The sequence below is a fragment of the Neptunomonas sp. CHC150 genome (assembly GCF_030397555.1).
Lineage (GTDB): Bacteria > Pseudomonadota > Gammaproteobacteria > Pseudomonadales > Balneatricaceae > Neptunomonas > Neptunomonas phycophila.
On the sequence record NZ_JAPNXU010000005.1, the window covers coordinates 235,081 to 248,618 of the forward strand.

The window sequence follows — 13,538 nt, forward strand, 5'->3', positions numbered from 1 at the left end:
CTAAGCCTCAACGGCTCGGGTATAACGATCAAGCGTAGGGCTCTCGCCAGCGCGCCATTGACGGATACTTGGATTGTTAACCGGCGTTGAGCGACAATACTCGTACGAAGCCTCTAGACAGTCTATCCGCCACACCCGTTCGACCTCGCGCCCTTCGTAGTGTAAACGCTGTATCAACTTTCTTTCTGATTGAGCATAAGTAAAACCGTCAAACGTTAAAAAGTCCCCTACGCGATTACTATCGAGCGAGTGCTCAATACAATAACGTCCATCAGCCGCTTGTTTAGCGAGTACGGTTTGAAAATTTAATAAGGCTTCAACATGATCAGGCTGCGCAGTTACAACCTCCTTTAAGCGACGACCGTTAGCAATCCACTCCGTTTCCAGAGTCGTGTGTGTGCGCCCAAGTACCATTCCCGCATACTCACCATTAATGATGAGCGCCCCTTGCCGTGCACTCACAACCCCAGTAGCTACATCCATTTCAGATTCCAGCTCTAAGCCGATAAGGGGCCCCTTACCGCTCTCGTTGAGCAAACGCCAATCCTCAACATATGCACCACTGGGCGCAAACTCCACCATACAATTACCCACCCGCCGAAGCTGAGCGGGCTCAGGCCAACGGTTATGCAGCTGATAGCTCGCTCCGTTACACCAGCTCAATAAGTTATTTTCCCAGCAGGTATGGGCATACCACCCTTCCAAATCCGACATGGCACGTATCGCGTCGCTATGGTCGGTCAGCACTGGTTGATCACGTGGGAGAGGTAAACGCAAATCGATGGTCAAACCACGGCTTTGCAACCAAAAGACACGTGTGTCTGTATCGGTTAGGCCATCAGCAAAACTAATACTGCGACGGGAAAACGCACCTAGCATCCACTCGGGTACGCTGTAAGAGGCTGTGGATAAGTGTGTTTTTGCTATTTCCAATAGTGTCATTAATTAGGCTCCCGACTGACTAGACTTATCAATTATGGCTTTAAACTGACCAAATGACGCTACCGCCTTAGCTGACTTAGGCAAACTCACCTCACCGGCTTTAAAACGCTTCTGCAAATACCTAAAGGTTTGAATTGTTTGAGCGTATAAATGATCACCACAGACTAATGCGCTGTATTTGTTAGGGTCTTCCCCTTCCATCACAGGCAAAATAGGCTCGATGCAGGTGTCATAATCTAAGCTACAAAATAAAGGAAAAGAGTAACGCTCCTCTTTAACCTTGCGCACGCGATGCGAGGTTGCAATGAAACGGCCATTCGACAGCACTTCTAACATATCACCGATATTAACAACAAAGCAGTCAGGCCTATAAGGCACATCTATCCACTCTCCAGCACCATTCAACACTTGCAGTCCATCGGCGGTGGGCAACAACAAGGTAAAGCATTCGTAGTCAGTATGGGCACCAATTCCTTCTCGATCTTGTGCGCTTGGGTCATAGGGGTAATGCACTAAGCGTAATTGGCTTGGCGGTCGTATCGCCTGTTTTACAAAGGTCTCCTCTGGTAACCCTAACGCGAGTGCAAAACCACGAAATAGCACCTTCCCTAGCGACAACGCATCCTGATAATACGCGGTTACGTTTGCTTGAAAGTTTTCAACGTTTGGCCATTGGTTCGTGCCTAACATTGGCCTTTTATAATCAGCATTATCAAGCTCAAAGCCTATATCATAGGACTCTTTGTGATCCGCTTTATGAACCGACTGGCTAGCACTATAGAACTGCTCCTCGCCTTCTGGGACGTAGCCGCTATGATTGGTGGATAAGCCAATGTAGGACTGCATTTTACTCGCTAACGGTTGGCTAAAAAAATGCTTAGCAGCCGCCTTTAAATTATCAACCCGAGTAGCAGAAATACGATGCCCCGTAATATAAAAAAAGCCTACCTCACGGGAAGCACGGGCGAGCACCTTAGCCACCTGCTTGCGGTCGTTTAAATGCTCCGAAAAAAGATCGGCAATATCAATAACAGGGATTTTTTGAAAAGCACTATGCTGGGGTGTGGTGCGGATGCGTGTCATGGTAATTTCCCAAAGCTAAATGAAAATACCTGGCCGTCCAGAATGCTACTACAACCGATGCATCGACAATAAAGCAGTGTTTACCCTCGAAGCTCGGGGCGGGTCGTCCCGACTCATTTAAGACTACAAATCATACACCGCATTATCAAGCTCAAAACGGCTATACCCATGCACTAAATACTAGCGAAGTGGCTCCATGTCTGTTCCAGACCCACCGCATGCCGTTTTTAGAACACTCATGCATGACGGCCCGCCCTATGCTTGATGGTAATTGGCGCTTTATACAGCAGCCTTAATCTCAGCATAGGACAAGGTGATGAACGCATTAGAGTTACACAACGATGCCATCGTGATGGATGGTTTAGTCATTGCGAAGTGGGATCGTGACCTCTTTGAGGATATGCGTAAAGGTGGATTAACAGCGGCCAACTGTACTGTTTCGGTATGGGAAGGGTTCCAAAATACAGTGAATAACATCGTAGAGATGAACCAGCTGATCGAAGCCAACAATGACCTTGTCATAAAAGTAAAATCCACGGCTGATATTCGTCACGCAAAGGCGCTCAATAAAACCGGGATATTAATGGGCTTCCAAAATGCCCACGCTTTTGAAGATCAAATTGGCTACGTTCAGGTGTTTAAAGACTTGGGAGTAGGTGTTGTGCAAATGTGTTACAACACTCAAAACTTAATCGGTACCGGTTGCTACGAGCGTGACGGAGGACTATCAGGTTTTGGTCACGAGATCGTAGCCGAAATGAACCGTGTAGGTGTGATGTGCGACTTATCGCATGTCGGCTCTAAAACCTCGGAAGAGGTGATCCTTGCGTCTAAAAAGCCCGTTTGTTACTCCCATTGTTTACCCAGCGGCTTAAAAGACCACCCACGAAATAAGTCCGATGAGGAGCTTAAGTTTATTGCCGATCACGGCGGTTTTGTGGGCGTCACCATGTTTGCGCCCTTTTTAAAAAAAGGGATCGAGTCCACTGTCGATGACTATGTTGAAGCGATCCAATACATCTTCAATATTGTTGGCGAAGACAATATCGGCATCGGCACCGACTTTACACAAGGCCACGGCCAGCCGTTTTTTGAATGGCTAACACACGACAAAGGCTATGCTCGTCGGCTCACCAGCTTTGGCAAAATCATAAACCCCGAAGGTATACGTACCTTAGGCGAATTTCCTAACTTAACCGAAGCCTTACTACGCAACGGATTTAGCGAAACACAAGTCCGCAAAATCATGGGAGAAAACTGGTTGCGAGTACTCAGTGATGTGTGGAATGAAGCATAAAGGTATTTAACTCGTTTGATGTAAGTGTATACATCAACAGCCCTTCGGGGACTATTTTTGGAGATTGAATAATGGGAACACATGCCCCTGAACTACCGATCAATGTTGATGACGAAACCGGTGTTTGGACAACCGATGCTTTGCCCATGCTATATGTACCTCGTCATTTTTTTGTGAATAACCATATAGGCATTGAAGACGAGTTGGGCGCCGAAAAATACGCGGAAATACTCTACAAGGCCGGCTATAAATCGGCCTATTACTGGTGCGAAAAAGAAGCCGAAGAACACGGCTTATCCGGTGCCGCTGTCTTCGAACACTACCTCAAGCGACTTTGCCAACGTGGCTGGGGCATTTTCACCATCGAGCATTTAGATGTCGAAAAAGGCGAAGCACGAATCCGCTTAGACCACTCCTGCTTTGTGTATCAACTCGGCAAGGTAAGCCGCAAAGTGGATTACATGTTCACCGGCTGGTTCGCTGGCGCATTAGATCAAGTAGCAGAGAGCTTGGGGTATCCGGTCCGCACTATCTCTGAACAGACTCAATGCGAAGCCGAAGAGGGCTGTGACTTTGGGGTGTTTGAGGTGAGGCCTTTGTAACAGAGTATTGCGGTTAATTATTAGCCGCTTTTAATTTATATTAATAACTCTTGTTGAGTTATCTGATTAACTCTCTGTTTTAAATCAATAAGAATTTCCGTTATAGTGCGTACCATCATGGATCGATATAAATAAGGATATTTATGCGTACTTCATTAGTTCCCGTTAATTTAGACGAGAAGATTGGACTTCATATTTCTTCGCTTTGTCCTCACTCTTTAGGTAAAGAGGATGCCCAAAACCACTGCGCCCACTTCGTATCACATATAATGAACTACTCAGTAGGCACTGCTACTTGTAAAAACTACACCTTTGCAGATAAGCAACTTGAGACTGAGGGAGCCACTATCCGTGTTGATGATATATTTAACACATCATCAATTAAAGGCTTGTGGAGTAGTAAGCCAAAAGCACTAACAGAATGCTTAGTTTTTGTTACTTTAGATAAAAATATTTCACCGTTTGGCAGCTCAATAAAAATGGGCAGTATGTCAAAAAAACACATCGGTATTTTTACAAACGGGCATGTCTATCATTACGGAAACACGAAGAATGAAATCGCCTGCGATAGTCCTGATGCCTTTATCCGAAAATTTACTGGTGCTTATGGTAAAGGAGGAAATTCAGTGTCTTTCTACTATGGCAGATTCTTATGATTAAACAAATTTCTCTAACATCAACAATTATCTTAGCGCTTATTTCGGCACCTCTGCATGCGCATGATTCAGCCAAGGTATTTGCATTAGATATACTCAAGAAAAAAAGCGATACACCTGTAAGTCAAGACGGCTGTTTAGACCTCAGTGAAGATATAAAACCAACCCTGAAACAGATCTTTGATCAACGCTTAAGCGAATACTTTAGTGATGAGGCTCCTCTTGTAATCTACCAGAAGTGTACAGGCCAAGGTGATCATAAAGGGTGGGCTTGCTCCATCACCTTCAATACACTTAATCCAGAAGAAAAGACGGATGGAGAATCACCTTCCACTATGAGCTTTTGGGTAACGTCAGCATTAGAAATCGACCCCGATTATCCTGTCACTTGCTTTTAAACTAAAAAGCCCCGAAAGCTATATATTCTCGGGGCTTTTATCAATCGTTCTCTCATGCACTCACATCTGACATTCGTTACGCTCATATATAAGCTTTTTACCAGGTGTCACCCGTGATACTTCGCGTGGGTCAGTACACGCAGTATAACCAGCGGCTTCAAGTTGCTGACTAATGTAACGTGGAATAAAAAACGCCATTAGGACAGTCGCTATAAACCAACCGATTATGATAAGAGAAAGCTTATCTTTGTGCCGTTGAATGATGTTTGTTTTGCCTAACGATTCGATCAACAAGAACAACCAAAACACCGTTATCAACAAGCAATAGTAGATACCGGTGTCAAAAGGGATGCTCTCTTGTTGAGAGATCAACGCGCTTAACACATTGACCGTTGTGCTCCCTACAAAATATATGAGTGGTATAGAAAGCAAGGATATGCCTGCTATAAACCAGAAGCCAAAACGCTTAGGCATTACAACTAATAACCTCTAATGCCAGAACACGGCCCAAACAAGCACGGTATCATATGCGGATTACGCTCGAACCAATTCAGTTGTCGGTTAAATTCGTATTCGATTTCTCGTAGACGAATGCCTGTCCGTTCGTAGCCTTTTATTAGCGCCTGAGTCACACCTAACCGCGCATCTAAATCATCCAAAAGGACACCAACAACGACCCCCGTCACAATGGCAGCGATGAGTGGAGCCGCAGCAATCGTACCCACAATAGCAGCTGAGCCCACCGCCAATCCTGCCGCAGCGCCAGCAATCGCACTGACACCTATTTTTAATAAATCGGTAGATATAGTGCCTAATAAATAACTAAGCGTTACATCGTCTCGAATAAGATAGTCAAACACCTCTAAGCCAACCGACAATACGAAACCAATAACAAACCCTCCACGAGCAGAACTCACGATACCCCTTGGACCTACGGCCATGCGCACAATATTCGGATTGCTTGTAAGATAACGAGTACCTCTAAATATCTCGCGAGTACCTGCATACCCTTTAAATATTACGTACCGTTTGCCGTTGGCGTAAGACTTAACTTCTAGCTGATCAACACGGTAACCTAACTCCATTAATAAGCGCGCTGCTGTTAGGCTATCTAATAGCGCTACCGTATAGGCTTTAGCCATACCCTTCACCGCTTGATATTCAGTAATTAAATCATCGGCGCTGAGTACTTGAATGATATATTCATTTCTTCTCAAATCCTGTAGCAGCTTTTGTTCGTAGTTCATTACTCATCCTTGATTTAGTGGCAGCTTAAATCAGTTTTATAAGCTGTTATCCATTGATTTGCTTTATTAATATCTTTAGAAACACCTATACCTCGGCAGTAAAAATAACCGATCATAAACTGTGATTCTGCATGTCCGAGATTCGCCGCCTGCTGATAATATTGGGCGGCTAACGAGACATTATGAGTATCAAGTATGCCATCGTCATAAATGCGTGCTAACCGGTACATGGCTTCTACATCCCCCTGCTTCGCCTTAAACTTCCAAGTTTCAACCGGTGCCTGTTCGTCATCAAAAGTAATGATGTCGACTATCGTTTTCTGCCGCTCTGCTTCTTTCGCTCGGCGAGACCAGTCCGTCGCTTTAAGAAGACTTACTTCTACACCGTCACCGCTAGCGTATTTATTAGCTAATGCCGACATCGATGCCCCATAACCCTTGCCCGCTGAATCACGATAAAGCTTAAGAGCGTTACTCTGAGAATTAGGAGCGTGTTCCTGTTCGGTAATACGGGCAAGGAAATACAAAGCCTCGCCTTCGCAACACGCTTTCGATTGATAAAAAAGGGGCTTAGCTTTTGCATAATTTTTTTTATAGAACAAATCCTTAGCATCATCTAAGGCGTCGGCAGTGGTATTAGCGCTAACGAATACTAGCAACAACAGAATGAGAAAAGAGAAAGGCTTTTTGCCTAGGTAGATTCGCACGGGTAAATATCCTTATAGTCCGTCATAATCGAATTGCTCGGTAGCTTAACAAGGTTGATCACTATCGGCTAGGTAGATTCTGAAACGGCACCCAAGATGCATTTAATTTTTATTGTGTATTCGGCCGTCATTATTAATACGGTAAACCGCTCCCACACCGCTCAAAACTAGGCCAGTGCCGTTTTTAGAACACTCGTGATTTACACCTCCTCGTATGCTGTTAACAGATAATAACGCCCGTTCCGTAGAGAACGGTGTTGACAGGAACTTGTGTGTTAGCTGTGGACAACCCGTTGATTAGCTTTCAGCCATCCCCCAGCGAGCAACTACCGACCGAGGTGTCATGATGTCTTTCGATATCCTTTTTCAGCCGTTAAATATTAATAAACTCACTATTCGTAACCGCATTGTGAGTACGGCACATGCCGAGGTATACGCCACAGATGGCGGGATGACGACCGATAGATACGTTAAATATTACGAAGAAAAGGCTAAAGGTGGCTGTGGATTATGCATTTGTGGTGGTTCGAGTGTAGTGTCGATCGATAGCCCGCAAAGTTGGTGGAGTTCAGTCAACTTATCCACAGACCGTATTATCCCACACTTTCAAAACCTAGCCGATGCTGTGCATAAGCATGGTGGCAAAATTATGATTCAAATTACCCACATGGGACGTCGCTCCCGCTGGGACGGGGAGAACTGGCCAAGCTTGATGTCTCCTTCCGGTATCCGTGAGCCGGTTCACCGCGCTACGTGTAAAACCATTGAAGTCGAAGAAATTTGGCGTGTCATTGGCGACTTTGCTAAAGCAGCCGTGCGCGCCAAAGAAGGCGGTTTAGATGGTGTAGAGTTATCGGCAGTACATCAACACATGATCGATCAGTTTTGGTCGCCGCGAGTGAACAAACGGACCGACGAATGGGGCGGCACGTTCGAAGGCCGTATGAAGTTTGGTATGGAAGTGTTGAAAGCCGTACGTGAAGCGGTTGGCCCAGACTTTGTCGTGGGTATGCGTATCACGGGTGATGAGTTCCACCCAGACGGTTTAAACCACGACGACATGAAAGAGATCGCGGCATATTACAACGCCACCGGCATGGTCGACTACTTTGGCGTAGTGGGTTCCGGCTGCGATACACACAACACCTTAGCAAACGTTATCCCGAACATGAGCTACCCACCCGAGCCATTTTTACATCTAGCCGCCGGTATCAAAGCGGTTGTTGATGTACCTGTAATTCACGCACAAAACATTAAAGACCCTAACCAAGCCAAGCGCATTTTAGAAGCCGGTTATGTGGATTTTGTCGGGATGACACGCGCACATATTGCAGATCCACACATCATCGCCAAGATCAAAATGAACCAAGTGGACCAGATCCGCCAATGCGTTGGCGCGAACTACTGTATAGACCGTCAATACATGGGCTTGGATGTGCTATGTATTCAAAATGCGGCAACGTCGCGTGAATACATGGGGCTACCGCATATTATCGAAAAGACCGAAGGGCCGATTCGCAACGTGGTCATCATTGGCGGTGGCCCAGGTGGATTGGAAGCTGCACGAGTGGCTGCCGAGCGCGGTCATCAGGCTACATTAGTCGAAATGGCCGAACAGCTAGGCGGCCAAATTAACATTGCGGCCAAAGCTCCCCAGCGTGATCAAATGGCCGGAATTACCCGCTGGTTAGCCATGGAAGTTGAACGCTTAGGCGTTGATATTCGCTTGGGTACACAAGCCAATGTCGACATGATTAGAGATCTAAAGCCCGATGTGTGCATCTTGGCGGTGGGCGGTACGCCATTCTTAACACAAAACCCACACTGGGGTGCTGAAGAAGGCTTAGTGGTTTCAACGTGGGACATCCTCAATGGCACCGTTGAGCCGGGTAAAAACGTGCTGATCTACGATACGATTTGTGAGTTTTCCGGCATGTCGGCTGCCGATTATTTAGCCAGCAAAGGCTCACTTGTTGAACTGGTTACTGATGATATCAAGCCCGGTGTCGGCATTGGTGGCACCACCTTCCCTACCTACTACCGCAGTTTATATGAGCGCGAAGTTATTATGACCTCTGACTTGCTGTTAGAGAAAGTCTATCGCGAGGGCGACAAGCTAGTGGCGGTATTAGAGAACGAATACACCGGCCAGCAGGAAGAGCGTGTCGTCGATCAGGTGGTTGTAGAAAACGGCATTCGTCCTAGTGAATCACTGTATTACGCGCTCAAAGCGGACTCACGTAACAAAGGCCAAATCGATAACGACGCTCTGTTCGCAGCCCTACCTCAGCCTGTTTTAAGCGAACCGGGCGAAGGGATGATTTTATGGCGTTTGGGGGACTGCGTTTCTCAGCGAAATACGCATGCGGCCATCTATGATGCGCTGCGTTTGTGCAAAGACTTGTAACGCTGAGGACTTCTTATGATCCTTGATACGCTGTTGCCCTTATTGTTACTGGCCGCACTTGTCTTGGCGGTTGTAGGCATGGTTCGCCGTGCTTTGCTTTGGCGCACGGGGCAAGCCTCGTCCGTAGATTTAATGGGCGGTTTGCTCTCAATGCCACGTCGTTATTTAGTGGATCTCCATCATATCGTTGGCCGCGATAAGAAGATGTCGAACACCCACGTTGCCACCGCAGGCGGTTTCGTATTGTCGATACTGCTTATTATGGCGGTACATTTGTTGGGTGTGCATAATCAGCTTCTTGGGTGGGCGCTGCTTGCCGCTACGAGCGTCATGTTCGCAGGTGCACTCTTTGTGGCAGCGCGACGCATCACCCCTCCCTCACGCCTCTCTAAAGGTGCATGGATGCGGTTACCCAAGAGTTTGATGGCGTTTGCAGCGAGCTTCTTTATCGTCACCTTGCCCGTTGCGGGTGTTTTACCAGCACAAACAGGCGGTTGGGTACTGGCTCTCGTGCTTACCCTCGGCATTATGTGGGGCTTGGGTGAAATGCTGTTTGGCATGGGCTGGGGCGGCCCGATGAAACATGCCTTTGCGGGTGCATTACACCTAGCTTGGCATCGCCGCGCGGAACGCTTTGGCGGCGGGCGCTCAACGGGACTTAAAGCCATCGACCTCACGGCCTCTAAACTGGGGGTAGAAAGCGCTAGCGATTTTAAATGGAACCAGTTGCTAGGATTTGATGCCTGCGTGCAATGCGGCCGCTGCGAGGCCATGTGCCCTGCTTATGCCGCCGGACAACCACTTAACCCCAAGAAGCTGATCCAAGATATGGTGGTTGCTTTTGCCGGTGGCACGGATGAGCAATACGCCGGTAGCCCTTACCCTGGCATAGACGTTGGTTCGGCCAAAGGTGGCGTTCATCAGCCAATTGTTGATGGTGTTCTCAGTGCCGAAACCCTCTGGTCATGCACGACCTGTCGCGCTTGTGTCGAAGAGTGCCCCATGATGATTGAGCATGTGGATGCCATCGTCGATATGCGTCGCTACCTCACATTGGAGCGCGGCAACACACCCAACAAAGGCGCCGAAGTACTCGACAACCTCATCGCGACGGACAACCCCAACGGTTTAAACCCCGGCAATCGCATGAACTGGGCAGCTGACCAAGACCTATCATTGATGAGTGATGTAAAAGAAGCCGATGTGCTCTTTTGGGTGAGCGATGGCGCCTTTGATATGCGCAGCCAGCGTATTTTGCGATCCTTTGTTAGTGTACTCAAAGCCGCTCATGTCGATTTTGCCGTACTCGGTAATGAAGAGCGCGACAGCGGCGATGTGGCGCGACGCTTGGGCGATGAAGCGACCTTCCAAACGTTAGCCAAACGCAATATTGCCACGCTCAAGCAATACCGTTTTAAAACTATCGTCACGACCGACCCACACGCCTTCCACTGCTTGAAAAACGAGTATCCAGAACTCGATGCCTCGGTGGATTACACCGTGATGCACCACACCACCTTTATCAATCAGTTAGTGCAGCAAGGCAAAATCACACTATCAGCCTTCAAAGGCGGGACTGTGACTTATCATGACCCTTGTTACCTTGGCCGCTACAACGGCGAGTACGACTCTCCCCGTGAGCTATTAAGCGCCATGGGTATCCAGCTTATTGAAATGGAGCGCTCAGGTTTTCGATCCCGCTGTTGTGGTGGCGGTGGCGGAGCCCCCATTACCGACATCCCCGGCGAACGCCGTATCGCCGATATGCGCATGGCCGATATCACCGAAACCGGAGCAGAATTAGTCGCCGTTGGCTGCCAACAATGCACCGCTATGCTGGAAGGGGTGGTTGAACCCCGAGCAGAAGTTAAGGATATTGCTGAATTAGTAGCCGACGCCATCTCGATGCCTGCACTAACGTCGCCGAAAGGGGAGGCTGCATGAACGAGACCGATACCCACAACCCCCATGGTTTATATCGAAGAGACCCTCGCCAAGAATGGATTCAGCGCAACAGGCTGCATCCATTGCATGGACAAGTGATACACCCAAAGCTAACCGAACAGCGCGGACCCAGCGGTCTTATTCGAAAAAATCCTCACCAAGTCGGCTTTATTGGGCCGCATGGCATAAAACGTATTGATCGTATGGCCGGAAACTCATCCCAACCCCTCTCTCTGCGACGGGCGCCGGTGACAACAGACATACCATTGCCGTTAATCAATATAGTTGATCCCGCCTTTTACATTGCGGTTGTTCCTGACTTTAGTGGTGGTTACCTGAGTGCGCATGACAAAGATATACTCGGTCAAGCACAAGCACTGGTCGACGAAATAAGCCAAGCCCGTAACCAAGTTGGCGCGGTAGTCGCTATTGCTTTTGGGGACATCAACGCCACCGATTTAGATACGGCGGGTGTAGATCGACTTATTCACATGTGCGATACCCAGGTGGAGCCAACGGCTTCCATGTACCGCCAACTTTTTAACGGCGACTATAACCCCGAAGCTTGCTTATCTGTCCTCTGCGCTGTTGACTCTCAACTTAACCCCTTGCATTGGTTACTACCTGATAGCACACATGGCGGCTTTGATACCGGCTGCCGGTTAGCGGCAGCGCTGGGAGAGCGTCCCGCAACACAAGTGTACCAAGCCAATGCCAAACAAGTGATCGGCCGCATCAATGGATCAACACAAGATTATCAACGTGAAACGCCTCGTCTATTAATGCTCAGTGCCGAGTGTCATTTACCGGTGGATGAAACACGACACGAGGTCATCGAACTACCTATACAGCCGCTGCTTGATTCACATATCCAAGACTCGGGCTCTTCCCTCAAGCCTCAACATATCACCAGCCTAGGCTTAATGAATGTGGACCCCAATGCGATTCCCTTAGCTGAAGCCCCTTTTATTTTTTCAGGCGGTAACGGTATTCGCCAATGGAAGCTATTCCATCAGGCCGCTAAAGCCCTCGGAGCTACGGAGGGAGCAAGCCGTGTAGCTGTGGATGATGGGTTTATGCCTCGTCATCGCCAAGTCGGAGCAACGGGCACTTGGGTCACGGCCGATGTGTATTTAGCCGTCGGTATTTCCGGTGCAATCCAACATATGCAAGGCATTGGACAGTGCCGTAAAGTTATTGCCGTGAATACAGATCCGAATTGCGACATGGTCAAACGGGCTGATCTTAGCTTTATTATCGACAGCCAAGTCTTTCTAGAGGCGCTGCTCAATGCGCTTAAGCCGATCAACAACGAGGCCAACGAACATGCCGCTTAATAAATCCCCCCTCACTGTTCAGACAGGAGCTGCTGTTAGCCAAGGGTTAAATGTGGTTGCTTTGGTTTCAGTCGGCATGCACCCCACTTCAGGCCGTCAACGACGTGCCGAACTTGACGCGCGCGCCGTCGAACAAGGTTTACGGCTCATCCACACACCTGCCACACCCCAGCACTCTGCCCACACCTTAGATGTTGTGCACTGTGGGAGCACCGACACCCCAGCCCTAAAACAATATGCAGGTATGGGCCTACCGCATCTCACAATTCTGGAACAACCTACACAAAACGATCCTTTACCCTCACTGATCGATTACTTGCAAACGACTCGCGCGGATATTGTCTTGGCCGGTAGGCGCGCTGAATCCGGCGAGTCTTCTGGCATGCTTCCCTACCTCTTAGCAAACACACTGAACATGCCTATCATAAATAGCGTGGCTGAAATCATCTCCGTCAATCAGGGTCAGGTCGAATGCCTACAAGCCTTACCCCGTGGCCAGCGGCGAAAAGTGATGGTAACCCTCCCCTGTGTGATCACGGTCGACATGGCCGCCGCCGCACCTCGCCAGAGCGCTTTTGGTCCGGGTCAACGCGCTAGCTTCACCAGTGTGCCTGTTAAGGAGACAGCTGATACCGTTCGGTTGAGCTGGACTATAACGCCTGCCAAGCCTCGTCCTAAACGGATGAAAACGGTCAAAGCGAAAACAGCTGCTGACCGCTTCAAGGCCGCTACCGCCAAGCCCGAGCAACAAGGCGGGCGAGTCATCGCAGAGGAGTCTCCCGACAATATGGCACACATGCTGATCGACTATTTATTATCAGAAAAAGCGATAAGCACAGCTAATAAGCAACCTAACTAACAATTGCGTATGTAGCGCCACTCTACAAAGCCTGCTCTAGGGCGGGCTTTGATGTCGTT

The 13,538-nt window shown here is 48.3% G+C and carries 13 protein-coding genes; 8 read left to right on the forward strand and 5 right to left on the reverse strand.

All coding sequences use genetic code 11. The features are described from left to right. Positions 1-942: a hypothetical protein gene (locus OW491_RS05535; RefSeq protein WP_290035040.1), complete on the reverse strand. Its 942-nt coding sequence runs from the start codon at positions 940-942 to the stop codon at positions 1-3. Positions 943-945: 3 nt separating this feature from the next. Beyond that, positions 946-2,025: a 2-oxoglutarate and iron-dependent oxygenase domain-containing protein gene (locus OW491_RS05540; RefSeq protein ID WP_290035042.1), complete on the reverse strand. Its 1,080-nt coding sequence runs from the start codon at positions 2,023-2,025 to the stop codon at positions 946-948. 316 nt (positions 2,026-2,341) lie between these two features. Here OW491_RS05540 and OW491_RS05545 point away from each other — a divergent pair, with 316 nt between their 5' ends. The 4 genes from OW491_RS05545 to OW491_RS05560 all read left to right on the forward strand — a co-directional run bounded on the left by OW491_RS05545 (position 2,342) and on the right by OW491_RS05560 (position 4,978). Further along, positions 2,342-3,322 carry a dipeptidase gene (locus tag OW491_RS05545; protein ID WP_075179420.1) on the forward strand — a complete coding sequence of 327 codons (981 nt, stop codon included), beginning with the start codon at positions 2,342-2,344 and terminating at the stop codon, positions 3,320-3,322. Positions 3,323-3,393: 71 nt separating this feature from the next. Further along, positions 3,394-3,924, forward strand: a complete 531-nt coding sequence (locus tag OW491_RS05550) for a 4-vinyl reductase (RefSeq protein WP_290035044.1) — start codon at positions 3,394-3,396, stop codon at positions 3,922-3,924. A 143-nt stretch (positions 3,925-4,067) separates the two neighbouring features. Continuing rightward, positions 4,068-4,580, forward strand: coding sequence for a hypothetical protein (locus OW491_RS05555; protein WP_075173242.1), 513 nt, complete (start codon positions 4,068-4,070; stop codon positions 4,578-4,580). Further along, a complete protein-coding gene (locus tag OW491_RS05560; RefSeq protein ID WP_290035046.1) occupies positions 4,577-4,978 on the forward strand; it encodes a hypothetical protein in 402 nt (133 codons plus the stop codon). Before OW491_RS05555 ends, OW491_RS05560 begins: the two co-directional genes overlap by 4 nt. A gap of 60 nt (positions 4,979-5,038) precedes the next feature. On the opposite strand, the gene OW491_RS05565 is transcribed toward OW491_RS05560, so the two are convergent. From OW491_RS05565 to OW491_RS05575, 3 genes are read right to left on the reverse strand one after another with little or no spacing between them, the layout of a single operon-like run. Further along, the gene (locus OW491_RS05565; protein ID WP_215151172.1) at positions 5,039-5,452 is read right to left on the reverse strand and encodes a DUF1240 domain-containing protein; all 414 of its coding nucleotides are present in this window, start codon (positions 5,450-5,452) and stop codon (positions 5,039-5,041) included. 5 nt (positions 5,453-5,457) lie between these two features. Further along, entirely contained in the window at positions 5,458-6,225 is a 768-nt protein-coding gene (locus OW491_RS05570; RefSeq protein ID WP_290035047.1) for a hypothetical protein, read from the reverse strand. Positions 6,226-6,239: 14 nt separating this feature from the next. Further along, positions 6,240-6,932 (reverse strand): tetratricopeptide repeat protein, encoded by a 693-nt coding sequence (locus OW491_RS05575; RefSeq protein WP_290035048.1) that lies wholly within the window; start codon positions 6,930-6,932, stop codon positions 6,240-6,242. Positions 6,933-7,278: 346 nt separating this feature from the next. On the opposite strand from OW491_RS05575, the gene dgcA reads away from it, so the two are divergent. The 4 genes from dgcA to OW491_RS05595 are packed head-to-tail and all read left to right on the forward strand — an operon-like array spanning position 7,279 to position 13,479. After that, on the forward strand, positions 7,279-9,339 hold the full coding sequence (gene dgcA / locus OW491_RS05580; RefSeq protein ID WP_290035049.1) for a dimethylglycine demethylation protein DgcA: 2,061 nt from the start codon (positions 7,279-7,281) through the stop codon (positions 9,337-9,339). An 18-nt stretch (positions 9,340-9,357) separates the two neighbouring features. Beyond that, positions 9,358-11,283 carry a (Fe-S)-binding protein gene (locus tag OW491_RS05585; protein WP_215151315.1) on the forward strand — a complete coding sequence of 642 codons (1,926 nt, stop codon included), beginning with the start codon at positions 9,358-9,360 and terminating at the stop codon, positions 11,281-11,283. Then, entirely contained in the window at positions 11,280-12,620 is a 1,341-nt protein-coding gene (locus tag OW491_RS05590; protein ID WP_290035050.1) for an electron transfer flavoprotein subunit alpha/FixB family protein, read from the forward strand. The genes OW491_RS05585 and OW491_RS05590 overlap by 4 nt, the downstream gene beginning before the upstream one ends. After that, positions 12,610-13,479: an electron transfer flavoprotein subunit beta gene (locus tag OW491_RS05595; RefSeq protein WP_290035051.1), complete on the forward strand. Its 870-nt coding sequence runs from the start codon at positions 12,610-12,612 to the stop codon at positions 13,477-13,479. Before OW491_RS05590 ends, OW491_RS05595 begins: the two co-directional genes overlap by 11 nt. Positions 13,480-13,538 lie beyond the last annotated feature (59 nt).

Bases quoted from the DNA above. Each gene is read 5' to 3' on its own strand.
- OW491_RS05550 (WP_290035044.1), top strand. From the start codon at position 3,394: ATGGGAACACATGCCCCTGAACTACCGATCAATGTTGATGACGAAACC.
- OW491_RS05545 (WP_075179420.1), top strand. From the start codon at position 2,342: ATGAACGCATTAGAGTTACACAACGATGCCATCGTGATGGATGGTTTA.
- OW491_RS05555 (WP_075173242.1), top strand. From the start codon at position 4,068: ATGCGTACTTCATTAGTTCCCGTTAATTTAGACGAGAAGATTGGACTT.
- OW491_RS05595 (WP_290035051.1), top strand. From the start codon at position 12,610: ATGCCGCTTAATAAATCCCCCCTCACTGTTCAGACAGGAGCTGCTGTT.
- OW491_RS05560 (WP_290035046.1), top strand. From the start codon at position 4,577: ATGATTAAACAAATTTCTCTAACATCAACAATTATCTTAGCGCTTATT.
- dgcA (WP_290035049.1), top strand. From the start codon at position 7,279: ATGTCTTTCGATATCCTTTTTCAGCCGTTAAATATTAATAAACTCACT.
- OW491_RS05540 (WP_290035042.1), bottom strand. From the start codon at position 2,025: ATGACACGCATCCGCACCACACCCCAGCATAGTGCTTTTCAAAAAATC.
- OW491_RS05535 (WP_290035040.1), bottom strand. From the start codon at position 942: ATGACACTATTGGAAATAGCAAAAACACACTTATCCACAGCCTCTTAC.
- OW491_RS05570 (WP_290035047.1), bottom strand. From the start codon at position 6,225: ATGAACTACGAACAAAAGCTGCTACAGGATTTGAGAAGAAATGAATAT.
- OW491_RS05565 (WP_215151172.1), bottom strand. From the start codon at position 5,452: ATGCCTAAGCGTTTTGGCTTCTGGTTTATAGCAGGCATATCCTTGCTT.
- OW491_RS05590 (WP_290035050.1), top strand. From the start codon at position 11,280: ATGAACGAGACCGATACCCACAACCCCCATGGTTTATATCGAAGAGAC.